Origin of the sequence: Burkholderia aenigmatica (assembly GCF_902499175.1) — a bacterium.
GTDB lineage: Bacteria > Pseudomonadota > Gammaproteobacteria > Burkholderiales > Burkholderiaceae > Burkholderia > Burkholderia aenigmatica.
In genome coordinates, this window is record NZ_CABVQC010000077.1 from 1 (window position 1) to 22,734 (window position 22,734).

Annotated in this window: 18 protein-coding genes and 3 pseudogenes; 9 read left to right on the forward strand and 12 right to left on the reverse strand. The window is 61.6% G+C overall.

The window, feature by feature from the left end; all coding sequences use genetic code 11:
- Positions 1 to 41: 41 nt before the first annotated feature.
- From BDO18943_RS36030 to BDO18943_RS36040, 3 genes are all read right to left on the reverse strand, one after another.
- A complete protein-coding gene (locus BDO18943_RS36030) occupies positions 42 to 1,265 on the reverse strand; it encodes a UvrD-helicase domain-containing protein (protein ID WP_235996280.1) in 1,224 nt (407 codons plus the stop codon).
- Complete coding sequence (locus BDO18943_RS36035) at positions 1,262 to 2,914, reverse strand: ATP-dependent nuclease (protein WP_235996281.1); 1,653 nt, start codon at positions 2,912 to 2,914, stop codon at positions 1,262 to 1,264. Before BDO18943_RS36035 ends, BDO18943_RS36030 begins: the two co-directional genes overlap by 4 nt.
- Positions 2,915 to 3,265: 351 nt before the next feature.
- Positions 3,266 to 4,407 (reverse strand): IS3 family transposase gene (locus BDO18943_RS36040; RefSeq protein WP_175025941.1). Its coding sequence is split into 2 segments (ribosomal slippage): positions 3,266 to 4,155 and positions 4,155 to 4,407, totalling 1,143 coding nucleotides; the frame shifts between segments, so codons are not numbered across the junction.
- A gap of 200 nt (positions 4,408 to 4,607) precedes the next feature.
- Here BDO18943_RS36040 and BDO18943_RS36045 point away from each other — a divergent pair.
- The 3 genes from BDO18943_RS36045 to BDO18943_RS36055 are packed head-to-tail and all read left to right on the forward strand — an operon-like array spanning position 4,608 to position 9,978.
- Complete coding sequence (locus tag BDO18943_RS36045; RefSeq protein ID WP_175025942.1) at positions 4,608 to 5,525, forward strand: radical SAM protein; 918 nt, start codon at positions 4,608 to 4,610, stop codon at positions 5,523 to 5,525.
- A complete protein-coding gene (locus BDO18943_RS36050; protein WP_175025943.1) occupies positions 5,522 to 5,929 on the forward strand; it encodes a DUF6375 family protein in 408 nt (135 codons plus the stop codon). The genes BDO18943_RS36045 and BDO18943_RS36050 overlap by 4 nt, the downstream gene beginning before the upstream one ends.
- A 14-nt stretch (positions 5,930 to 5,943) precedes the next feature.
- Complete coding sequence (locus BDO18943_RS36055) at positions 5,944 to 9,978, forward strand: NACHT domain-containing protein (protein ID WP_175025944.1); 4,035 nt, start codon at positions 5,944 to 5,946, stop codon at positions 9,976 to 9,978.
- Positions 9,979 to 10,090: 112 nt separating this feature from the next.
- Here the strand turns inward: BDO18943_RS36055 and BDO18943_RS36060 are convergent.
- Positions 10,091 to 10,354 (reverse strand): annotated as a pseudogene (locus BDO18943_RS36060) (formaldehyde dehydrogenase, glutathione-independent); the annotation flags it as partial.
- A 507-nt stretch (positions 10,355 to 10,861) separates the two neighbouring features.
- Between BDO18943_RS36060 and BDO18943_RS36065 the strand changes: the two are divergent.
- The 4 genes and pseudogenes from BDO18943_RS36065 to BDO18943_RS36080 form a co-directional block, all read left to right on the forward strand.
- Positions 10,862 to 11,277: pseudogene (locus BDO18943_RS36065) on the forward strand (transposase); the annotation flags it as partial.
- A gap of 471 nt (positions 11,278 to 11,748) precedes the next feature.
- Positions 11,749 to 12,000, forward strand: a complete 252-nt coding sequence (locus BDO18943_RS36070) for an AbrB/MazE/SpoVT family DNA-binding domain-containing protein (protein ID WP_175025945.1) — start codon at positions 11,749 to 11,751, stop codon at positions 11,998 to 12,000.
- Positions 12,001 to 12,505: 505 nt separating this feature from the next.
- Positions 12,506 to 12,709 carry a hypothetical protein gene (locus BDO18943_RS36075; protein WP_175025946.1) on the forward strand — a complete coding sequence of 68 codons (204 nt, stop codon included), beginning with the start codon at positions 12,506 to 12,508 and terminating at the stop codon, positions 12,707 to 12,709.
- A gap of 13 nt (positions 12,710 to 12,722) precedes the next feature.
- Positions 12,723 to 13,211, forward strand: coding sequence for a hypothetical protein (locus BDO18943_RS36080; protein ID WP_175025947.1), 489 nt, complete (start codon positions 12,723 to 12,725; stop codon positions 13,209 to 13,211).
- A 48-nt stretch (positions 13,212 to 13,259) separates the two neighbouring features.
- On the opposite strand, the gene BDO18943_RS36085 is transcribed toward BDO18943_RS36080, so the two are convergent.
- Positions 13,260 to 13,418, reverse strand: a complete 159-nt coding sequence (locus BDO18943_RS36085; RefSeq protein WP_175025948.1) for a hypothetical protein — start codon at positions 13,416 to 13,418, stop codon at positions 13,260 to 13,262.
- Between the two features lie 16 nt (positions 13,419 to 13,434).
- Between BDO18943_RS36085 and BDO18943_RS36090 the strand changes: the two are divergent.
- Positions 13,435 to 13,653 (forward strand): annotated as a pseudogene (locus BDO18943_RS36090) (aldehyde dehydrogenase family protein); the annotation flags it as partial.
- A 61-nt stretch (positions 13,654 to 13,714) separates the two neighbouring features.
- On the opposite strand, the gene BDO18943_RS36095 reads toward BDO18943_RS36090, so the two are convergent.
- The 5 genes from BDO18943_RS36095 to BDO18943_RS36115 form a co-directional block, all read right to left on the reverse strand.
- Positions 13,715 to 14,806, reverse strand: a complete 1,092-nt coding sequence (locus BDO18943_RS36095) for a porin (protein ID WP_175025949.1) — start codon at positions 14,804 to 14,806, stop codon at positions 13,715 to 13,717.
- Positions 14,807 to 14,981: 175 nt separating this feature from the next.
- A complete protein-coding gene (locus BDO18943_RS36100; RefSeq protein ID WP_175025950.1) occupies positions 14,982 to 15,704 on the reverse strand; it encodes an SDR family NAD(P)-dependent oxidoreductase in 723 nt (240 codons plus the stop codon).
- Complete coding sequence (locus tag BDO18943_RS36105; RefSeq protein ID WP_175025951.1) at positions 15,682 to 16,803, reverse strand: 2,3-butanediol dehydrogenase; 1,122 nt, start codon at positions 16,801 to 16,803, stop codon at positions 15,682 to 15,684. The genes BDO18943_RS36100 and BDO18943_RS36105 overlap by 23 nt, the downstream gene beginning before the upstream one ends.
- Position 16,804: 1 nt before the next feature.
- Positions 16,805 to 18,109: an MFS transporter gene (locus BDO18943_RS36110; RefSeq protein ID WP_175025952.1), complete on the reverse strand. Its 1,305-nt coding sequence runs from the start codon at positions 18,107 to 18,109 to the stop codon at positions 16,805 to 16,807.
- An 18-nt stretch (positions 18,110 to 18,127) separates the two neighbouring features.
- Entirely contained in the window at positions 18,128 to 18,661 is a 534-nt protein-coding gene (locus BDO18943_RS36115) for a 2,4'-dihydroxyacetophenone dioxygenase family protein (protein ID WP_175025953.1), read from the reverse strand.
- Between the two features lie 175 nt (positions 18,662 to 18,836).
- Here BDO18943_RS36115 and BDO18943_RS36120 point away from each other — a divergent pair, with 175 nt between their 5' ends.
- Positions 18,837 to 19,817 carry a helix-turn-helix domain-containing protein gene (locus BDO18943_RS36120; protein ID WP_175025954.1) on the forward strand — a complete coding sequence of 327 codons (981 nt, stop codon included), beginning with the start codon at positions 18,837 to 18,839 and terminating at the stop codon, positions 19,815 to 19,817.
- A gap of 91 nt (positions 19,818 to 19,908) precedes the next feature.
- Here BDO18943_RS36120 and BDO18943_RS36125 read toward each other — a convergent pair whose 3' ends face one another.
- On the reverse strand, positions 19,909 to 21,474 hold the full coding sequence (locus BDO18943_RS36125) for a GMC family oxidoreductase (RefSeq protein ID WP_175025955.1): 1,566 nt from the start codon (positions 21,472 to 21,474) through the stop codon (positions 19,909 to 19,911).
- A gap of 152 nt (positions 21,475 to 21,626) precedes the next feature.
- A complete protein-coding gene (locus BDO18943_RS36130) occupies positions 21,627 to 22,607 on the reverse strand; it encodes a helix-turn-helix domain-containing protein (RefSeq protein ID WP_175025956.1) in 981 nt (326 codons plus the stop codon).
- Positions 22,608 to 22,734: the final 127 nt, after the last annotated feature.

Sequence of the window (22,734 nt, forward strand, 5' to 3'; positions counted from 1 at the left end):
CGCGCGACATCTTGCAGAAGGTCATTCGCGCCAACAGTCGCTTAAGTTCCAAACAGAACGGAACACTGCACTAGCGGTAGTAGGTATGTCAAGAATGGACGGAGTGGCCACGCACTGCCATCTTTCAAACCCTCTTTGAAATTCTGCGGAGAGTTGTCGTTCAAGGCCGCATACAAGTTGGGAAAGTTTAGGCGCGACGCGGCCATACGATGAACGACAACCAATGTTCGAACGTCTGCGGCGCGATCCTCGCTAACCCAGAGCTCATCATTGTTCGTCCGTCGGAGCCATTCGCGAACCCTTGATAGCTTCGCCGACCGACGCTCATCTGCCAGCAGTAGGAACAATCTCGCAGTCCCGGCGACTGGGATCAAAACATCGTCAACGCGCATCATCCTGCCGCGCGTCTGCTCCAATCCATCACCGGTTCTGCGGATTCCATTCACTATCCTGAGTACTTGTTGCGGGCACCGGAAGTTCTCCGGCTTGGTGATTTGGCTCCACGTAGCAGGGGCATCTATCGCGCCAGCACCATCGGCATAGATCTTCTGCATTGGGTCGCCAAAGAAGCCTAGGCAAAACTCAAGAGGAGTAGTTTCGGCAATGAGGCGAAATGCGGCCACAACATCCGCACGGGTATCTTGGCTCTCGTCGACAAAGAGAACCGGATAGTGACTGGCGATGAGGTCGCGTAGTAACTGGCTTTGCTCGATTAATTCCACCGCAACCGCAATGACGTCTGGATGGCCCAAGACACCTCGCGCGAAGTCGCGTCCCGCCCCATACGAAAAGTGCGTTCGGTGTGCTACCTCTTCGAGGTGGCGCTCATGGCGAGCAATTTCCCTCTCCAAACGTTGCCGAGTGGCGGGGCGTGTGCGCGGTCTGTTGTAGTGTTCTCGCGCCTCAGCGATCTGTTCGTGAATGCGCGAGATCACCCACGTCTTGAGATCGATTTGGAACGGGCGTACAACCGACCACATAAAGCTATGTATGGTCGAGACATGGAATAACTCGTCATCTCCGACATCTCCGCTAATTTCCTTGGTCGCAACCTCGGTGTACGTAATGCAGGCAATCCGCTGACCGCGCATCTTGAGTTCGCGTCGCCGTGTCTGCGCAAGATGAGTGAGGGCTTTGACGAGCGACGTCGTCTTTCCTGATCCAGCTCCTGCGACCATGACAAAGCTTCGTTGAGGACGTTCATCCAGACACGCTCTCAGTTCCAGATCTGCCGGTGTATCAGGTTGGCTAGCACGGAGTGTCATGCCACTGCTCCTGCGTTGATCGGAGGAGCCGCGATTTCGGGAGGATGTGGAACCACCTCATGCTCGAGCCAGAGAAGACCTTCCGAGATGTAGGCTGGCACCGTCCACGCGGATGGGTCCTGTGAGAGAAGCGCCAATGCAAAGTCGGTCTTGCGGAAATTCGCGCTCTTGATTTTGCGATGCAGACTTTGTGCGATCTGTTCAAGGGACAATCTGTTGCAGCCTCGAACGCGCAGGCGGATTTCAGCGCGTGCCGCATCCTGACACCAGGTCAGATTCTCTAGCGCGAAGGCTTCCTCCAATGTTCGACCGACCATGGCCGCTGTCGTCCCACGCCAACTTGCGTTCACCGATGTCTGATATGAGACGCGGATCAACGCATCGCTAGCAACAGTGCGGGCTTGAATGTGCTGTTCGACGGTCGCATTGAGCAAATCGGCGATGGTGCTGCGCCCGGGAAGCCATTGGATTAGCGTTTGATTTGACGTCAATGCTCCGGGCTCATTGACCATGCATGCTTTGCGTCCGCCTCGAACTGCGGCTCGATCTTCGGCTGCTTCTTCAAGGTCGGGATCGGCATCAGGATCATCCTCATCGTCGGGTGCTGCTGGATCGGCTGCCGCAGGCGCCATAACACTATCGATGTCGGTGACGATCAGGGTAGTGAGCCCCAGGAACTCGATAAGACCTTTGAATCGATGGCCGAATGCTCCTCCGACTTCTAGAATGCTCACGTAGGTGGACAGAAGGCCGGGCGCAACCTTGGCAATCATCTGCGGCATCAGCAAGCGTTCAACGTTACCTTCTACCAGAATGGCAGCATCGGCGAAAAATAGATCGCAATGCGTGAGTCTTAGATAGCGCTCGAGGAAATCCCGGGTACGGTCAGTAGGGTCGTTCGGGTCGTTAGCTGTTTCATAGAACGAAGCCATACTGAGAACTTCCGATCGCTGAATTCCGGCCTCGCGAACGCGGCGGAAATAGCGAATCGGTTGGAAGCCACGCTCGAAGAGCACGTGCGGGGAATGTGTCGAAACAACAATCTGACTGGTGCAGTGCGGTGCATCCTCATCGGGAATATCGAGGATGTCCAGAACTTTCCGAATGAACACCTGCTGCAACTGAGCATGCAGATGTGCTTCGGGTTCTTCGATGAAGATCAGATGCAAAGGCGGACGGTTCTCTTCTATATCTAGCCATCTGGCGTGCGCGTCTAGAAGCTCTACCACCATATAGATAAGGTTCTTGAACCCCAGGCCGTTGTAGCGATCCGGCAGTGTCGTCTGCGTGTCTATGCCTACTTCTGGTCCAACCGCGTAATGCACCCGAGCACCATCATGGCTGCTCAAAATCGTTGCAGGATTCAGTGCGGTCTTGATCAACAGCTTGGGATTGTTGAGGCCTGGATAGCCGAGATGCGAGAGCCGCTCGAGTGTCGGGCCGAAAACACGTTCGAGATGATCGTTGAGCAGTGCCTCAGACTGATAGAGCGCGCGTTGGGCGTCATAGTCCTCCTCGTGTTTCTCGAGGTTTCTTTCATAGAAACGACTCAAGCACCGCGACAAATCTTCGGATCGAGCTCCACCACCAGAGTCCGACAGATGCCGCTGTGCATGCAGGAAATCGACCTTGATCAGACTGGATAGCACCTCTCGGCCTCCGCGACCTTTATCGTGTGTCATACGTAAAGGGGTATAGCCAGCAGCGGGGCGGAAGTCGTCGTCGAACTGGGCGTCATCGAGAACGTAATAGCGCAGCTCAAAATTGCGCCTTAAATGGTCGCCAATGCTGTCAGCTAAATAGTCGCAGAGTGTGCGAGGTTGAGGCTGGTACTCACCATTGCCTTGCCTTTGTACTGGAGCCGCTTCGGCTGCCTCGGGGCGCTGACCCTGACCCAGAATTAGTCCCGGTCGGAAGTGGAGATTTCCGGCTTGTGACCCTGACCCAGAATTAGTCCCGGTCGGAAGTGGAGATTTCCGGCTTGTGACCCTGACCCAGAATTAGTCCCGGTCGGAAGTGGAGATTTCCGGCTTGGTTGAGTTGTCAGGCGAGGCGGATTCCCTTGCCTGACGGGCGAATTCGGCGGGCGTCATCCACTGCAATGCAGAGTGGGGACGCACCTCGTTATAGTACGTGCGCCAGTCGTCGATTTTGCTCTGCGCGTCGGCCAATGACAAGAACCAATGCGCGTTCAGACATTCTTGCCGGAAGCGCCCGTTGAAGCTTTCGACCTTGGCGTTGTCAGTAGGCGTGCCCGGCCGGCTGAAATCCAGTTCAACGCCATGTTCATACGCCCAGCGATCCATTGCCTTCGAGATGAACTCGCTGCCGTTGTCGACCTTGATCGTGGCAGGGTGCCCGCGCATGGCGGTGATACGCGTCAGCGCTTCGACCACATGCTCTCCCTTCAGGCTTTGTCCAACCTCGATAGCCAGGCATTCCCGTGTGTAGTTGTCGACGACGGTCAGCGTCCGAAGGCGTCGCCCATCGAACAGTGCATCCGCAACGAAATCCATGCTCCAGATTTCGTTGATCGCGGTCACGATATGCTTGGGCTGTCGCAGCCGAGCCGATTTGTTACGTCGTGGTCGCTTATGCCGCAGTGAAAGGCCCTCCGCCCGATACAGTCTGTAGACGCGCTTGCAGTTATCTCGCCAGCCTTCCCGTCGCAGGACCACGTGAACGCGCCGATACCCATAGTGCACGCGCGTGGCAGTGATTTCCTTGATACGCATGAGCAGCGCCGACGAATCGCGCGCAACCGACTGATACCGATACAGCGAACGGGACATGCCAAACAACGCGCAAGTCTTCGTCAGGCTGGTTCGATAGCGATCACGCAATTCATCGATCAGCATGCGCCGACGGGCAGGCCTCAGAGCTTTTTTGCGAGTACGTCCTGCAACATGGCCTTGTCCAGGCTCAGGTCCGCCACGAGCCGCTTCAGCTTCGCGTTTTCCTCTTCGAGCTGGCGCAAGCGGCGCAGCTCAGAAGGCCCCAACCCTCCGAATTTCTTCTTCCAGTTGTAGAAAGTCGCCTCGCTTATTCCGAGTTTGCGGCAGATCTCTTCGACCTTCGTACCCAGCTCGGCTTGCTTCAGGGCAAATGCGATCTGCTCTTCCGTAAACTTGCTCGTCTTCATGGCATGGCCTTCGTGTCCGCTTGGACACATCATGCCGAATTTCTCTACTTTTGCACCGGACTATTTCTTGGGTCAGGGTCACCCTAGACCTGATCCATCACTTAGGCGCTTAGCGGACGAGCGCGCCAACGGCTGCCTCGGGAACATCGACACGCTAAAATACCCATTCAAGGTAGAACTGCTTTCGGTGACAATGCCCTATGAAGTCCAGAATCGGCCCAAACGGGGTGCATCTTTTCGATCGACTTTCCGGTCTGAATGTCCTGCTAGACGAGTTGCGCCCGGAAGAGGCGGTTTGGTCGATGTCCCCCCGCCAGGTATCCATTGCACTCACCAATGTTTGTGACCTTCACTGCGCGTACTGTTACGCGCCGAAGCACAAGGCGTCACTGAATACTGACCAGGTGCTCGGCTGGTTGAAGGAACTTGATATTGAGGGGTGCCTCGGCATCGGATTTGGCGGTGGCGAGCCCACGCTACATCCCGACTTCGTCGACATATGCAAACGGGTTGCGGGAGAGACTCAGCTCGCGGTCACATTCACGACTCATGGTCATCGCCTGACGCCACAGTTGGTCAAGCGCCTCAAGGGCTCAATTCACTTCGCACGAATTAGCGTTGACGGCGTAGGCCGCACCTATGAAGAACAGCGCGGGAAGCAGTTTGCCAACGTGCTCCGAGGCATGGAGTCCATTGCGACCTTGTCACCCTTTGGGATCAACGTCGTGGTCAACGAGCGCACGGTCGCAGAACTTGATGCAATGAGCGAACTCGCGCAAAAGGTTGGAGCCAGTGAATTGCTGTTGCTTCCTCAGCAGGCTACCACCGCGGTTGCAAGCGTGGACGGAGTGATCAGCCAAGCACTTCAGGACTGGGTCTCCAACTACAGAGGCAAGGTCCGCCTTGCGGTCAGTGAGGTGGGTGCGTCAGGGCTGCCTACGTGCGATCCGCTTCCCGATGAGCGAGGCCTTCGGGCATATGCGCACATAGACGCGTCCGGCATGCTTCGTGCGAGTTCTTACACGCCCGTCGGGGAGAAGATCGGAGCCGCCGGCGTTCTGTCGGCACTTAAGCGACTCAAAAATACCTTCGAGATCAAGCGAGAGACGCAATCATGAAGATTTGGAACGGATACGGGTCTGAGCATTCGATGAACCTAGTTCTCATCGGGAGGTTCAAACGAGTGCAAGACGCAGAGAAGGTCGAGAAGGACATTGAGCGGCTCAGCACCCAGGCTTCGAAAGACGAAAACTACTCCGTCTCTTTTGGTGAACCAGAGGATCAGAGATTTTCAGATGACATGCTCTCATTGTTGCGCAGCCTGAACCTCAACATCTTAGCGCCAGTTGATCTTGGCCAACTGGTATCGGAATATCATCTCACGCGTGAAGACGATCGAATCGTTGTCACGACTGATGAGGCTGAGGTATCCGCATTCGTGAAGATCTTCGTCGAGGCTGGGGCGAAGGTGGAAGTCTTCTCGGCGCACGACTACCCGTCCGATTCCAACAACGCCAGCTGACGGGGAGAACGTCGATGCCAGAAGCAAATTGGGATGTATTCAGCGAGCTACCCGGAGCAGCAGATGAAAACTTCGAGAAGCTTTGCCGCGCTCTGGTGCGCCGCCACTACGGGCGTTTCGGTTGCTTCAAGCAACTCGCAAACCAGCCTGGTGTGGAGTTCCATCTCCAACTGGCGGAGTCTTGTGCTCTCGGAGCACCGCCACGCTGGATTGGTTGGCAATGCAAATGGTATGAGCTGGCGAACGGGCAAGACTTGGGAGCCGCGCGCCGAACCAAGATCATCGAGGGCATGGAGAAGACGCGCAGGCATGTCCCAAGTGTGACCGATTGGAAGCTTTGGACACACCACACGCTGACAAAGGGGGACCAAGAATGGTTTTTCGCGCTTGAGAAAGACCGTTTCCCCGAGTTGAAGTTGGAACTGCTAACGGCAACCGACATCGAAGACCTCTTGGTTGGGCCGGGCGCGCTACTTCGAGAAACCTACTTCGGCGAGCTCGTTCTGACGCCTGCACTCCTTGCTGAGCAGTACAGGCTCGCTGCTGCGCCGTTCAAGCGCCGATATCAGCCAGAAGTTCATGTTGTCGTTGGGGCAGAGGAGATGGTACTCAGGCGTCTGGGCGGCCAGAGTGCATGGGAATCGCTGAAGAAACTCTCGAGTGCTCTCGAGAGGAACTGTACGGACATTGCATCGCTGACAGGGCAACTCAAAACTGAAATCAAGGCCGAAGTCGAATCGTTATTGGCTCGAGCCGCCGGATTGGCTGACTTGCTTGATAGTCTGCACGCGGCGCTCGGCAAGGGTGACTTCGACGCTGTACAACAAATACTGGCGTTGAATCCGCCGCTGCCGGTGCGTTACGACAGGCTGCTCTCGAAGCTACGTGGGGCGCGTTCCGACGGAGCTCCGTTAGCAGCGAATCTGGTTGCGGACATCCACGCAGTTTCGTCGGCACTGCGCAGTCTGGAGCGGTCGATCGGTGTTCGAGCTTTCGCTGTACTTGCGGCTGCGGGTGAAGGCAAGTCCGAGCTTGCCGTCAAGGTGACCGAGGCGGACGGAGAGTTCCCTGGTGGTGTCTTGCTGCTGGGCAAGAATCTTCATGCAGGTCAGGGGCTTGACGATCTCGTCTCTGCCTTCAAGATTTCCGGTAGGCCGGCGGAGAGCTTCGACCGGCTCGTTGAGGCCGTAGATGCGGCGGGGCAGCGCGCGGGCAAGCGCATCCCCATTGTCATTGACGGTCTGAATGAGGCGGAAGACCCGAGGAGCTGGAGGGATGAGCTCGCCCGTGCAGATGAGCTTCTTAAAGACTTTCCGTACGTTCTAGTAATTGTCACTTTGCGCGATGAGTTCGCGCAGATGTGTCTGCCAGAGGAGTTTCCTCAAGTTGAGCACAACGGGTTCCAGGAAGACCCACAGACGGCCATCGGCAAGTACTTTGAGTATTACAAGATCGACACTACCGACGCAGATCTACCAATCGAGTTCTTACAGCACCCGTTGACGCTGAGAATTTTCTGCGAGGTGACAAACCATCGTCGCCAGCACATTGTTGGGGTCGAGGCGCTACCCAGTTCGCTTGCAGGCTTGTTTGAAGCGCACTTCAACAAGGTTGCCGAGCGAGTCGCTGAGCTTTCATCAACGGCGCATCGCATCTATCAAGATGAAGTCCAAGATGCGCTACTGACGATCGCGGGTCTTCTATGGGAGGGTAATGCGAGAAGCGTGGAGTTCAAAGCTGCTCGGGCGGCAGTTCAAGACGTGGGCCGTTGGGACGTTAGCGTCATTCGCGCGCTTGAGTCCGAAGGCGTCCTCGTTCGAACGACTTCTGAAGAAGGTGGCCAAGGAATCGCATTTGCATACGACTTGATGGCCGGACATATGATGGCGCGCCACCTGCTTGCTAGGCCGTCCTTGACGCAGTGGCTGCAGAGCAATGAAGGACACGTGCACTTCGAATTCCGTGCGCCCGGATCCCATACCTTCGCTTATGACGTGTTCCAGGCTCTGGTTGACCTGTATCCGCAACGCCCTGGCAGGCGCCCGCTTTGGCAAGACTTGTCGGACGAGAACCTTGTCATGAACGCTCTGTTGTTGACAGCGCAATCAGACCCAAGGCACATCGGGCGGGAAACGGTGGAACGATTCGCGCGCGCAATGCAGGAGTCGAAGCAGTTCGCGCAGTTTGCCTTCGCGAGACTTCGAAGTATCAGGGCTGCGCGAGCGCATCCGTTTGACGTGGACTTCTTGCACGGAGTGCTTTTGGCCATGCCCAATACGCAGCGCGATCTTTTCTGGTCAGAGTGGGTTCGCGAGAGAGCGGATGAAGTTGAAGACGATTTGAAATTCCTGTCGACCAGATGGAAGTCGGGTGGTTTAGACGAGCGAGAGATTCGGCGGGTGCGCTGGGTGATGTGGACGCTTACATCGACGTTCAGAAGCCTGCGGGACGAGGCTACCAAGACCCTGTACGAATTCGCCGTTAAGCGGCCCGGGGAGTTTTTCCGGTTGGCAGTAGATGCAATTGCCGTTTCAGACCCGTACGTCCCAGAGCGAATGTTCGCCGCGGCCTACGGCGCAGTGCTGACTACCTGGTCGGATATTAATGCTGCGGAGATGCGTGAGGCACTGCCTATAGTTGCTCGTGAGATTTATCAGGCTATGTTCGCGCCTGGCGCGACGCATCCGACTTGGCATGGCCTATATCAGCAGTACTGTCTGGGAATCGTTGCGATCGCAAGGATGGTTGATCCGGCTTGTTTGTCTGAGGACGAAGTAGCTCATCTCTTTCCACCGTTTAGCCATCTGCCCAGTCCGTTTGAGAATATGCCACAGTATGACCCGGAGGTGATCGAGCGTGCGAAGCGCGCGGCGATTCGAATGGACTTCGGCAACTACACGATGGGGAGACTGATTCCAGGTCGGTCGAACTACGACGACCGCAACCCGGAGTACCAGCGGGTGCTGCCGGGAATCGTTTCGCGAATGCTGGTGCTTGGCTATGACCCTGAGCAGTTTGAAGCTGTTGATCGGCAAATGAACTCCGGCCCTCGTATGGGAAATGACAAGCACAAGATTGACAGATACGGGAAGAAGTACGGCTGGATCGCTTACTTTGAGATGTGGGGTGTCCGGTACGCGCAGGGCCTCCTTGCCGAGGAGCGCAGCGCTCGCCCCCCAGATGTGGACATCGACCCGACGTTCCCGCTCGAGGCCGAGAGCATCGCCCTGTCGCTCCCAGACTTGTTCGGCGGTCAGTCTACGGGTGCCGGTGACTGGGTGGTGAGAGGTCCGGAACCAGACTACCGTGGCATCCTCGAAATCGCGAAGATTGATGACCTGACGGGGCCGTGGGTCGTTCTTGACGGGTTCCTCGAACAGAATGCTCCTGCTGATGACCGACAGGTATTCACCTTCCTCCGAGGTGTAATCGTTGACAGAGGAGAAGTCGACCGCCTGTGTACGTTGTTCACTGGTCTGGAATACCCAGGCAATGACGCCATTCCGGAGGCGCCAAGCTACTACTATACCTATGCGGGTGAGATGCCTTTCTCCTCGATTCCGGGGTTGCTTGTTGCTGATGAGCAAGAGGGCGACCGCACCGAATACATGGTGTCCGCTGATAGGTGGTCAAACAATGGTGTCGCGATCGACATTCCAGTGCAGCAATACAACTGGGAGAGCTACCACAGCGTGGTGAACCAGAACAGCGGTGCGTGCTTGCCCTCTAAGCGACTCTGTGAGGTTTTGAGTCTCAGATACCGTGCCAACAAATGGGACCTGCACGATGCTGCAGGCGTGGCGTCCCTGTACCGTGAAGTCGGTGAGTATGGCTCAGAGATCAATGGTTCGTTCAGCTATCTGCGTCGTGACCTTCTTGACAGCTACTTGACGCAGTCCGGCAAGGCGCTGGTGTGGCTCATGTGGGGAGAGCGCGGTTTCCATCACCGGTCAGCCAAGGTGCACAACCTGCACGAGTACTACGCGAACCACCAGCATATTCACAAGCGTACTCATGTCTATCAGCCTGTTTCGAGCACTCAATCGTAGGTCGAGTCAGGCGGGAGGGCGCCGCCATGCTTGGACACTGTGGTAGATATTTATGCAGGGCGAGGGGCAGGCAGCGGAATCACTTCATCGTCGATGCTTCTTGATCTACCCGTCATGCGGCCGCTTTCAAACTACCGTGCGGATCGGTGACGAATTTCTTCTGCACACCCGAGTCGAACTCTGCATAATTTCTCGGTGCATGGTCGAGATCAATGACCGTCACAGTGACGATTTTGGCGATGTTCAGACGGTCCCACAAAATCGCCTGCATCAGGTTGCGGTTGTACTTCATTACGGGCGTCTGGCTGGTAAAGAACGAGTGCGACTTCGCCCAGCCGAGATTGAAGAAGCGCACCGACAGGCTGCCACCTTCCGCGCCGACGTGGCTTTCGACACAGGCTGTCATGCCGACCTCGAACCGGCCGTCGTAACCCGCGCTGTCCCAGTTGACCTGATGCGCGATCGGCGGATACTCGTCGACGATTTCGGCGCTCCATGTCTCGGCGCGTTGTTTCGCATCGGGGCCGGTGTTGAAGTAGTTCCACATCGAGATTCAGGTCGTCCCATACGCCTTCGCTGCTATGGAACTCCCACGCGATGATCCGGCCGGTGGCGAACATCATCACGTCGCGTGTGGGGTTGCGCCCGGCCTATACCTGCATGTTCGACGTGTTGGTCGCATAGCGAATGCGAACCGGGTTGTACAGCAAGATCGCCGGAATATTGTGCGCGAGCAGCTGTTTCTGAACCCGGGCCAACCGGTATACGTGTATGTCATGCAAGACGGTATCCGTGTCATGCAGATAAATAGTACTGCTTAGATATAGAATCAGATCGCCAGCCATACTGTTCACCCTCCCGGGATCGTTCTAATGGTTGGCTCATGCTCAGTCACATTGAGCGGCACCGCGCTGTCATGTCCAAGCTGTTGCAAGACGTGCCAGGTATTGGTCGTGTCGCCGCGACGACCTTGATGCCGAATTGCCTGAACTGGGCCATCTCAATCGGCGGCAAATCTGCGCCCGGGTCGGCGGGGCACTCTATGCGAAAGATTCTGGTTCCAGCAGGGGCCGTAGGCACATCGCCGACGGGTGCTTCGAGGTATGGTGCGCGCTATACATGGCAACCCTCATCGCCACTCGTTTCAACCCGGCCGTTCGCACTTTCTACGAACGGTTGGTGGACGCTGAAAAATTCAAGAAGGTGGCCTTAATCGCCTGTATCCGCAAGCTCATCACCCATCTCAATGCGATCGTCTGTCGCCACCTGAATGCTCACAATCAACCCCTCACAGGTTGACACTCAACACGGTTACTCAGGTCACCGTCACGTTACACGGTGGTGCAACTCCCAGGCCGCTTCGTCAGAATCGGGTTCGCAATAATGCCACTCGGACCGCACCAGGCTTGCCGGAGGCAGAATTCCGCCAGTTTCGCAATCCACATGAGGCTCATCGCGGTTCGCATACCTTCGCTGAGTCCTTCCGTCCTTATCGCACTTTGATCACCCCTCCAGATGTACGGGTGCCGGAAATCGGCACCAACGTCGGCGAATAGAGATCGATATATTGCATCGCGAAGATTGTCGAGAGCTCGTTTTCGGTATCTGTTGGGCGGTTCTTCATGCTGGCTGCTGATCTAATCCAGGACGAGAGACCGATGGCTCGCGTCGATCGTGAGCAACGTGATTTGACGTAGAGTCATTCTAGAAACAGGATGCTTACCGCCACGAAGGCGTTTATCTAAAATAGACAAACGCTAGGAGGTCAAGATGAAACTCAAGATTCAGAAATGGGGCAATAGCGCGGCAGTGCGCCTGCCGAGCAAGCTCTTGGAGCAAATCAACGCATCTGTCGGTGGCTCCCTGAACGCCGACGTCCGCCCGGATGGCGTGTTGCTGACGCCGGCTCGTCGCAAGTATTCGCTGGACGATCTGGTCGCTCAATGCGGCGCGAAAGCTCCTATGCCCGCCGATATGATGGCTTGGGGCGAAGTCAACGCCGTCGGGCGGGAAGCATGGTGATGGGCCGGTGCGCCGTGGCTGGCGTATCGAAGAAAGATGCCGAGGAGCGCGTGCGCGAGTATCCGGAGAAGATCGACATGCCGCCACGCGTCGAGAAGCGGTATGCGGCTTAGGCGGAGTCGTCTTGATCCTTGGCGGCTAGCATTTGCGAGATTCAGCCTACACGCAAGCCGTTGATTTTTAAACGATTGCAAGGTGGCACTCCGTCGGAGGCCACCTTTTCTGCGAATTTTGTAGGAAAAGACCATCTTTTCTGCCATTTTTCGCGAGGGAAAATCTCAGAAAAGGTGCTCAAGCCATTGATTCATATAGGCGGGAGAGGCCCCCTTTTTTGCGAACCTACAGCATCGCGCGATGTCTTCGCGCGCCGTGGCCCATGTCAACAATGGTCAATTCCGGCACCGGCGTGTTGTGGTCCGCGCGCTCAGTGGCGACAATCGGCCCGCTCGCCCGGGCGAGAACGCTTTGGAAGCGGCTCTCGCTTTTCTCGCCTTGGAAAATTCAAATGACGTTCATCCTCCCGCACAATCCCCGCCAAGACCGGCGTCAACGCGCCGACACGCTGCTGCTCGAAGCGACGACGGATGACGGATTCGTCCGCGAATCGCTGCGTATCGTCGCCGAGGCCCGGCAGCGCATCGAGGATTCGCGTGGCTCGACAACCGATGCGGGACGGTGTGACATGCACGACGTCGCCGATATCTCGTAAGAGGTCACCGACCATGGGATCGAAAGCCGCGAGCCGCACATGGAAGGTCGCACTGGCGCTGGTTGCGCTGACGGGCATCGCATTGTTCACGCTCGGCACGCGCATTCATTTCGGCTACTACGCCGACGACAGGCAGGCCGCGCTTCGAGCGGAAGCGTTGGTGGTGCAGCGCTTCAACGCGCAGGCATTCGACGCGATCTACGACGATGCGGCTGATGCGATGCGCGCTGCCGTGTCACGCACGCAGGCTGTCGATGCGATGCGTGCGACGCTGAAAGCGTACGGGACCATCGTCGAAGACAACGAAGGCGCGACGACCTGCTTCCCGGATCAGGTCCGCATGGTGCGCTGGCTGAAGTCGTCGAACGGGACCGACCTGACGCAGATAAGCCTGTGGTCGACGCCGGGCGGCGATGCAAAGCTGGTGATGATGCGGATTTCGCCGGGGCATTCGAGCGTCGACCCCGAGATCGTCCACCGGAATCGCTGCGGCTCGCGTTGAGTGGCCGATGAATGACGCGCCGCGTGCCGGCACGTGTTCCCGTTTCCTTCAGATCCCCATCCGTTCCGATACGCCGTCGCGATCGACGAACTTGTGTTTCACCGCGGCGCCGACGTGCAGGGCCAGCAGCAAGCCGAGCGTCAGCACCAGCGCGCGATGCAGCGTATCCGTCAGGAGTCGAAACGGTTCATCGCGGCCGACGAGCACCGGCAGATCCGTGATGCCGAAGAAGCTGACCGCGAGCCTGTGGACGAACGATCTCGCGAAGGCGCTGCGCTACGTCCCGCGTATCGAGGCCGGCACCGTGTGGGTGAACATGCATACGCTCGTCGACCCGGCCGTGCCGTTCGGCGGCGCGAAAGGGTTCGGCATCGGCCGTGAATACGGCTCGTCGTTCATCGACGCCTATACGGAACCGAAATCCGTCACGATCCGCTTCTGAGTCGAGTGCAGACGGGCGCGTTGCCGGATCAAAGCCCGGCAACGCGCCTGTTTTCTTCCCGTCAGAACCGCGTACTGAACCCGATCCGCGCGATCGACTGCAGCGCGCCGCTCGACGCGCCGTTCGTGTCCATCACGCCGTTGATCTGCGCATTGCTGCCGTGGTTTGCGCGCTGATGCACGCCCGCCACGTAGACCATCGTGCGCTTCGACAACCAGTACTGGACGGCGGCCAGGAACTGGTGCGCGTGCGCGTTGTCGAGCGTGTCGTTGCCCTTCATGTACGTGTAGCTCGCGCCGATCACCCATGCCGGCGACGGCCGCCACGCGGCGCCGGCTTCCGCCGACCACGCGCCCGCGCCGTTTTGCGCGTTGCGTACGGTCGTGAAGAGCGCTTTCCCCGTGACGGTGCCGAGCGTGTAGTGCATACCCGCGCCCCAGTTGCGCACGCTGGTCGGCGGCAGCCCGTCCGTCGCACCGTACTTCTGGTTCGTATAGGCCGCGCCCGCGCCGAACGGGCCGTTGTCGTAGCTCGCGCCGACGCTGACCGTGTTGTTCGCGCCGACCGACCCCGCGACGTTCCCGAAACCGTACAGCGCGCCGAAGGTCAGGCCCGACAGCGACGGGCTCGTGTACTTGACCGAATTGGCCACGCGATTGCTGCCCGCGACGCGATCCCAGTCGAATGCGCCGGTCGGGTTGTTCGGCAACGCGAGCTTGTCGAACGGGCCGTTGCGAAAGCCGTACAGGCCGACGAGATCCTGCGCGATCTCGTTGCCGCTCGCGGCCAGCGCGTCGACCATGAACTCGTACTGGTTGCCGAGCGTCAGCGTGCCGTAGCGGTCGTTCTGCAGCCCGACATAGGCCGTGCGCGCGAACAGCCCGCCGCCGATGATCGAGCCGTTGCCGAGCGAATACTGGTTGACGAGCCGGAAGATCGCGCGCGTGCCCGCGCCGAGATCCTCCTTGCCTTCGAAACCGAGCAGGTTCGGGAAGAAGATGTTGTCGTCGAACTTCGCGGCGCCGTGGCCGCCTTGATTGCTGACATAGCTGATGCCGGCATCCATCAACCCGAACATCGTCACGCTGCTCTGCGCGTACGATGCGGCGGGAAGGGCGCATGCCGCGAGCGCCAGAAGGGTCTTTTTCGTCATCTCCAATGTGCTCCTCACATGTTTCCGATCAGGTCGGATATTTTTGATTGGACTACTGATTGATATGAACAAAGCTGAACCAGGCGAATCCCGGTTCAGCGGCAAACAAAGGAAACCGGGGTGCGGCGGGCGTCGGCGGAATTCGCCCGCCCGCCGATGCCCGTTGAACAGCGCGCTAGACCGTCGAATACCCGCCATCGACCGGCACGACCGCTCCGGTCACGAACGATGCGCCGGGCGAGCACAGGAACAGGATGACTTCCGCAACTTCGTCGGCCGTGCCCCAGCGCCCGAGCGGCGTGCGCTCGAGGATGCGCCGCGACGCCTGCGTGTCGGCCATCAGGCCGCTGCTGAGCGGCGTGTCGATCCAGCCGGGCGCGACCGCGTTCACGCGGATGCCGCGATCGGCCCACGCCTGCGCGAGCGAGCGCGTGAGCTGCGCGATGCCGCCCTTGCTCGCGCTGTACGCGGGGCGGTCCTTGCTGCCGAAGTACGTGTACATCGACGCGACATTGACGATGCTGCCGCCATGCGCCGAAAGCGCTGGCCGCGCGGCGTCGGAGGCCCGCATCACCGACGTCAGGTTCACGTTCAGCACGCGCTCGAACTGGTCCATCCGGTATTCGTCCGCGTGCCGGCTGATGCCGACACCGTTGACGAGCACGTCGAGCCGCGGCAGCGCCGCGATCGTGCGCGTCAACGCATCGCTGTCGGTCACGTCGAGTTCCACGCACCGGATGCCCGCGTGCACGGGCGCATGCGGGCCGGCCGCATCGAGCCCGAGCGCGACGACCGACGCGCCGGCTTCCGCAAAGCGCATCGCCGTGCGCGCACCGATGCCCGATGTGCCGCCCGTCACGATGACGGACTGGCCCTCAAATGCCCACTGACGACTCATGCTCGACGCTCCCGATGGTGTGTGCGCGACGGGCCGGCCGTTGCGCGGGTGAAACGAGGATCTTGATCTGCGCGCGGTCGGCGAGCAGCGCGTCGAAGCCGTCGGCGACGGCCTCTTCGAGCGACACGGTGCGCGTGACGATCGACGCGAGGTCGATCGCGCCCGACGCGACGATGCGCAGCAGGTCTTCATACGCATGCCGGTAACCGACGCTCGTCGTGATGGTCAGCTCGTCGTTGACCGCGCGGAACGCGTCGAAGCCCGCGCGTGGCATTAGGCCGACCATGACGACGCGCCCGCCCTTGCGCAGCGCCTGCATCGCCGATTCGAACGTGGCTGGCAACCCGGCCGCTTCGAAACTCGCGTCGACGCCGAGCCCGCCCGTGGCCGTGCGGATCGCGTCCTGCAGCGCGGGGGCACCGAGTGCGCGCGCATCGAACGTATGCGTTGCGCCGAAGCGTTTGGCTGCCGCGAGCCGTTCGGGCGACACGTCGACGGCCACGAGCGTCGTTGCCCCCTGCAGCTTCGCGAGCATGATCAGCAGCAGGCCGATCGGTCCGAGCCCGAACACTGCGCAGGTCTCGCCGAGCCGCAGTTCGCCACGCCGCAACGCGTGCAGTGCGACGGCGGCGGGCTCCATCACGGCGGCCTGTTCGAGACTCACGCCGTCCGGCAGGCGATGCAGCATGTAGGCCGGCACGACCGCGAAGTCGGCCATCCCGCCGTCACCCATCAGCCCGGCGAAGCCCATCGACACGCACAGGTTGTACGACCCCGCGTGGCAGTACGCACACTGGTGGCAGCGATACTCGGGCTCGACCGCGACGCGATCGCCCGCGCGCAGCGCCGTCACGCCGTCACCGACTTCGACGACGGTGCCGCTGAACTCATGGCCGAGCGTCAGTGGCGCGGTGCGGCGCGACAGCGGATGCGGCGTGTCGACCGGTATCGCGTGGGGGCCGTCCGCGTATTCGTGCAGGTCGCTGCCGCAGATTCCGCAATACGCGACCGCGATGCGCACGTCGCCGGGGCCGACGCGCGGCGTGTCGATTTCCACGAGACGGACGTCACGCGGGCCATGCCATTGAAGTGCCCGCATGTCAGCGTCCTCCGAGGTTGTGTGCATCGAGACGGCTCGCGGCCGTGCCGGCGAGCGCGCGCTTGCGCAGCACGGCCGGCGCGGTCTCGACGAGGCCGAACGACAGCACGCACGCGAGGATCGCGCCGGCAGCCGACGTCCACATCGCGAACTGCAGGCCGTACTTGTCCGCCGCGAATCCGGCGACGGTCGGCGCGACGAAGCCGCCGATCAGCTCGCCCGCGCCCATGATCAGGCCGAGCGCGCTGGCGATTGCGCGCGGCGGCACCGTTTCGGCCGGGATCGTCGCCATGAACAGCGTGAAGCAGCCGAGGCCCGTGTACGTGGCGAACACGAGCGCGCCGAGCGCCCAGAGCGAGCCGGCATGGATCAGTACGACCGGGCACACGGCGGCGATCAGCGCGAACGCGATCATCGTCGGCTTGCGGCCGATCCGGTCGGAGATCGCCGGCACCGCGAAGCCCCAGAACACCCAGGCGGCGCCGAGGCAGGTCATCACGACGCCCATGTCGGACGGCGACAGGTGGCGGCTTTCCACGAGGAACACCGGCGCGAACGAGATGATCACGATGAACCACGTGAGGAAGAAGCAGCTGATCAGCATGCAAAGCAGGATGTTGCGTTCCTTCAGCAGCGCCCAGCGGCTGACTGCCGCGCCGCTCGCGGCCGGCGCGCCGGCGGTATCGGCCTGCGCGTGCCGCACGCCGCCGGGCGGCACTTCGCGCACCCAGCGCCAGATGCAGAACGCGATCAGGAAGCCCGGAACGCACGACACGTAGAACGCTTCGCGCCAGCCGTACGTGGTCGCGATGCCGATGACCACCGGCGGGCCGATCATCGCGCCGAGCAGGCCGGCGGCGGAGCCTTGCAGCAGGCCCATGTTCAGCCCGCGGCGGCTCGGCGTCGAGCTTTCGACCATCAGCGATTGCGACAGCGGCAGCACGGGGCCTTCGGCGATGCCCATCAGCGCGCGGAATGCGATCAGGCTCGCGAAGCCGCCGACGAGCCCCGACAGCGCCGAGCACACGGAAAAGCCGAGCACGGCCGCGATCAGCAGCGGCCTGCGCGTGCCGCGCGCGTCGGACCACGCGCCGGTCGCGGCGCCCGACAGCGCCCACGTGAGCGCGAGCGCGGACGACACCATGCCGAGCTGCGTGTTCGTCAGGTGCAGCTCGGCGGACATGAACGGGAACAGGAACGACAGCGCGAGGCGGTCGAAGAACACGAAGCCGAACGTCATGAACAGGATCAGCAGCAACCTGTTTTCATACGTCCAGGCGGATCTGGAGGAGGAAGGGGATGTCATGGTGAGCCTCGCCGCGCGTCAGCGGAACAGCTTCTCGATCGCTTGCGCGCCGAGGCCGACCTTCTCGTAATGCGCCTTGCACATCGCGATGTACGAGTGCACGTCGAAGTAGCCGTCGGGGTTGCCGGCTTCGTCGAGCCAGATCAGCGGCCCCTTGACGATGAAGAACGCGCGCATCGGCTCCGGGTGATCGAACGCGACGAGCGTGTGGCCTTCGCCCGGCGTCTCGTACACGAAATCGCCGCGCGTCGCGGTCCATTCGTGCTCCAGATAACCCCACTTTCCTGACAGCGTGTAAGCGAACACCTCGTGCGGGTGATAGTGCCGGTTCACGAGCCCGGCTTCCTTGGCCATCAGGATGTCGCACCATTTGTTCTGCGACGGCGAGATCCACAGCGGCCGCGACGAAACCGTTTCGGTGAACGGAACGTAATAGCGTTCGTCGTCGGTGGCCGCGTTCGCGATGTACGCTTCGGGCAGCGCATCGGGCTTGAACGGATTGGCAATCGGCGGGATGTTTTGCCAGAATTCGGCTGCGGCTTTGTCGACCACGGTCTGTCTCCTTGTATGGGTGTCGTGGGCTCGACTTTAGCCAGCCGGTGCGCGCCGCTCTTGACTGGGCTGGACGAATTGCTTGACCGCGCCGGACATTGCATCGCACCAGAATCCAGACGAACCATCCCCCAATCCGTGCCGCTCCGCACGACAGGCGCCAGCAGGAGGCGACGTGACGAATACGACCGTTTTTTCCCGCACGCGAGGCTCGACCGCCGACGTGCCGGCGCGCGACAGGATGGCGTACTGGGATGCGTTCAATGCGGCGACGCTGGTCGGCCTGCGCTGCTCGTCACTGTCGCCGGCCGGGCTCGAGGTCGAGAAGACCGATATCGCGCTGCCGGGCCTCGGCATCGCGGACATCAGCGGCCAGGATCACGTGATCGAGCGCAGCCCCGCCTTGGTGCGCCAGTTGCCGAAGGAGTCGCTGTTCGCGTGCCAGATCCTGAGCGGGCGCGCATATTTCATCCAGCGGGACCGCTGCCTGCTCGCGGACGCCGGCGATGTCGTCGTCTACGACACGCGCGTGCCCTATCTGTTCGGATTCCTGACGCCGATGCGGCAGCTGCTGATCGATATTCCGATCACGACGTTCGACGACCGGCTCGATGCGGAACTGGCGGCGCTGCCGCTGCGAATCGCGCCGAAGCCGGGTGCAGGCGCGATGCTCGGCGCGACGTTGCGCGCGAGTGTCGAGCGGTTCATGAAGGATCCGGTCGAGCGCGATGCCGCACGGTTCGCCGAACACACGCGCACGCTGATCGCGGAGCTCATCGACGCGGAAGTGAACGGTGCGGGCGCGTCGCGGGCTTCGCTGTCGTATCTGCTGACGGCGAAGCAGTACATCGCGACGCATCTCGGCGACCCGGAACTCGGGCCGCAGGCCGTCGCCGACGCGGTCGGGCTGTCGCTGCGGCATCTGAGCCGGCTCTTCGCGGCCGAAGGCGAGTCGATCACGCAGCACATCTGGTCGGAACGGCTGTCGAATGCGCATCGCGAGCTGACCGATGCGCGGCTGCGCAAGACGAGCGTTGGCGAGATCGCGTTTCGCTGGGGGTTTTCGAGCCAGGCACACTTCAGCCGTGCGATTCGCGATCGCTATGGTGCGTCGCCGATGGCGCTGCGCGAGGCGGCGCGCGCGGCCGGGCGTTGATTCCGGCAGGCGATGCAGATGGAGCGGCGGCGCGTGTCTCACGCGCCGTTTTTTATTGTCGTGAACGAAGGCACCCGCGCGCCGCGTTGCGCTATTCCGCCAGCATGAACTCCGCACAGCGCTCCGCGATCATGATCGTCGGCGCGTTCGTATTGCCGGACACGATGCGCGGCATCACCGACGCATCGCAGATCCGCAATCCGTCGACGCCTTGCACCGTGAGGTGTGGCGTTACGACCGCATGTTCGTCGTTGCCCATGCGGCAGGTGCCGGCCGGGTGATAGACGGTTTTCGCGCGATGCCGCACGTAGTCGGCGAGTGCCGTGTCGGTCAGCGTCTCGGCTTCGCGCACGATGCGGGCGAGCGACGGCGCACGGATGATCCGCCGCGCGAGCGCGACGCCGCGCACGAGGCCGTCGACATCGGCCGGGTCGGACAGCGCGCCGCTGTCGAACAGAATGGGCGCGGCCGGATCGTTGCCGCGCAGTTGCACGGAGCCGCGCGAGCGCGGCCTGAGCAGGCACGGGTTGATCGACAGGCCGTGGCCGGGCAGCGGTGCGCGATCGACGTCGCCGACGAGCGTCGGCAGCACGTGGAACTGGATGTCCGGACGGCCGCTGCCGGTCGTGTCGACGAACGCGCCGGATTCGACGACGTTCGACGTCAGCAGGCCCGTGCGGCACAGCATCCACTGCAGCCCGTGCCGCAGCGCCTTCAGCCCGCGATCCTCGCCCAGCAGGCTGACCGGCGCGAGGCTGCGGCCGTAGATCGAGACTTCGAGATGATCCTGGTAGTTCGCGCCGACGTCGCGGCTGTCGTGCAGCACGTCGATGCCGTGCGCATGCAGGTGCGCGCCGGGCCCGATGCCCGACAGCATCAGCAGCTTCGGTGTGCTCAGCGCACCGGCTGCGAGCACGACGTCGGCACGCGCGGCGGCCGAACCCGTCGCGCCGCTTTCCGTCTGCCATTCGACGCCGGTTGCACGCCGGCCGTCGAACCGGATGCGCGTGACGCGGCAGCCGGTCAGCACGCGCAGGTTCGGATGGCCGATCGCGTCGGCGAGGTAGGTGGCCGCGGTACTGCCGCGCTGCCCGTCGAAGATCGTCGTGTGATAGAAGCCGGCGCCATGTTGCGCGGCGCCGTTGAAGTCGTCGTTGTACGCGATGCCGGCTTCCTGCGCGGCTTTCACGAACGCGAGGCTCAACGGATGCCGGAAGCGCGTGTCGCCGACCTTCAGCGGCCCGTCGGTGCCGTGAAACGGCTCGGAGAGCCGCAGGTGCGATTCGGCACGCTTGAACACGGGCAGCACGTCATCCCAGCCCCAGCCCGTGCAGCCGAGTGCGGCCCAGTCGTCGTAGTCGTCGCGCGTGCCGCGCACGTACAGCATCGCGTTGACCGAACTGCCGCCGCCGAGCGTGCGGCCCTGCGGCACGTAGGTCTTGCGTCCCGCCGCACCGGGTTGCGGCTCGCTTTCGAACGTGACCGTGCGCCGCGTGCCGAGCACGCGGATGAACGTCGCCGGAATCCGGATGAACAGGCTGTCGTCCTTCGGGCCGTCCTCGAGCAGCAGCACGCGCCTGCCGGCCTTCACCAGCCGGTGCGCGACCGTGCAGCCGGCCGAACCGCCGCCGACGACGATATGGTCGTACGTCTCCATCCCGCTTCTTCTCCTTGCTGTCGGGCGGCGAAACGAGTGCCGCCGCGCAGGAAGCCAGCTTAGCGAGCGCCATGCCGCCCCATTTGACCGGGACGGACGCCGTGCTTGCCTTGTAGGGACACGGCGGCGGGTAGTGGGTGGCAGGTGGCGGACTAGCGCGCGTCGGCCGGCGCCGGCGTAGGCGCGCGGGTATCGCTCGGCGTCTCGCCGAAGCGCGCGCGATAGCTGCGGCTGAAGTGCGCGCTGTTGTTGAAACCCCAGCGGAATGCGATCTCGCTGACCGTCAGGTGCTTCAGCGACCGGTCGCGCAAGTCGGCGCGGCAGCGTTCGAGCCGTCGCGCAAGGATGTAGCGCGTGAGTGGCATCCCTTCGATTTCGAATACGCGCGCGAGCTGGCGCGGCGACAGGTTGATCGCGCGGCTCACCGCCCGGCTGTCGAGGTCATCGTCGGCGAGATGGCTGTCGATGAACGCCTTGGCGCGCGACAGCGTGTGGACGGTCGACTTGGTCGGCGACGCGTCGCCGTCGCGCAGCCGCAGCATCGACTGCACGAGATCGAGGATCGCGGCGGCGCGCCGTTCGCGCGCATCGGGCGTCGGCTCCTGCGGCGCGGCGAGCAGCGCGTAGACCTGCCGCACGGCCCACGACGCGACGCCGTCGCCGCGATCGATCTTGACGAGGCTGCGGTAGCGCCACGGGCCGACGCGCGCCTCGAATACGTCGCGCGGCACGTCGAGCACGGTCATCGCCATGTCGGCGGGAAAGCCGTGACCGTACGGCATCGACGTGTCGTACAGCACGAGATCGCCGGGCCCGTGCTGCATGCAGTCGACGTCCTGGAACGTATAGCCTTGCCCGGCGTGCATCAGGCAGATGAACACGGCGTCGCGCTGGTCCGCATGGATGTTGTGCGGCGTGCGCACGACCGCATGCCGGTTCGCGACGATGTCGCACGCGCCGAACAGCCCGAGGTCGCGCTTGCGCAACGTCGCGTCGATGCCTTCGGATGACTTGCCGCTGCATTCGATCCGCACGAGCGTGCGCGCGACATGATCGACCCAGAAGTCGACGCGCTCGTGGCCGCGTACGGCGCGCGTCGAGATCGTGGCGATCTCCGTGCTGGTGTCCGGCATGACGTTCTCCCAATGACCGCCCGAGCGGCGCAGTCTCGGGCAGGTCGGCGGGCGGGGTCAATCGGTGAAAGACCGGGGCGGCGGCGTGACGCGCTTGCAGCGGGGCGTTGCGGCTGCGCGCGCGATC

What these genes read in the sequence shown, in the direction of transcription:
- BDO18943_RS36055 (WP_175025944.1), top strand. Translation starts at nt 5,944, where the DNA reads ATGCCAGAAGCAAATTGGGATGTATTCAGCGAGCTACCCGGAGCAGCA.
- BDO18943_RS36080 (WP_175025947.1), top strand. Translation starts at nt 12,723, where the DNA reads ATGGGATCGAAAGCCGCGAGCCGCACATGGAAGGTCGCACTGGCGCTG.
- BDO18943_RS36045 (WP_175025942.1), top strand. Translation starts at nt 4,608, where the DNA reads ATGAAGTCCAGAATCGGCCCAAACGGGGTGCATCTTTTCGATCGACTT.
- BDO18943_RS36100 (WP_175025950.1), bottom strand. Translation starts at nt 15,704, where the DNA reads ATGAGTCGTCAGTGGGCATTTGAGGGCCAGTCCGTCATCGTGACGGGC.
- BDO18943_RS36110 (WP_175025952.1), bottom strand. Translation starts at nt 18,109, where the DNA reads ATGACATCCCCTTCCTCCTCCAGATCCGCCTGGACGTATGAAAACAGG.
- BDO18943_RS36125 (WP_175025955.1), bottom strand. Translation starts at nt 21,474, where the DNA reads ATGGAGACGTACGACCATATCGTCGTCGGCGGCGGTTCGGCCGGCTGC.
- BDO18943_RS36070 (WP_175025945.1), top strand. Translation starts at nt 11,749, where the DNA reads ATGAAACTCAAGATTCAGAAATGGGGCAATAGCGCGGCAGTGCGCCTG.
- BDO18943_RS36105 (WP_175025951.1), bottom strand. Translation starts at nt 16,803, where the DNA reads ATGCGGGCACTTCAATGGCATGGCCCGCGTGACGTCCGTCTCGTGGAA.
- BDO18943_RS36075 (WP_175025946.1), top strand. Translation starts at nt 12,506, where the DNA reads ATGACGTTCATCCTCCCGCACAATCCCCGCCAAGACCGGCGTCAACGC.
- BDO18943_RS36050 (WP_175025943.1), top strand. Translation starts at nt 5,522, where the DNA reads ATGAAGATTTGGAACGGATACGGGTCTGAGCATTCGATGAACCTAGTT.
- BDO18943_RS36095 (WP_175025949.1), bottom strand. Translation starts at nt 14,806, where the DNA reads ATGACGAAAAAGACCCTTCTGGCGCTCGCGGCATGCGCCCTTCCCGCC.
- BDO18943_RS36130 (WP_175025956.1), bottom strand. Translation starts at nt 22,607, where the DNA reads ATGCCGGACACCAGCACGGAGATCGCCACGATCTCGACGCGCGCCGTA.
- BDO18943_RS36030 (WP_235996280.1), bottom strand. Translation starts at nt 1,265, where the DNA reads ATGACACTCCGTGCTAGCCAACCTGATACACCGGCAGATCTGGAACTG.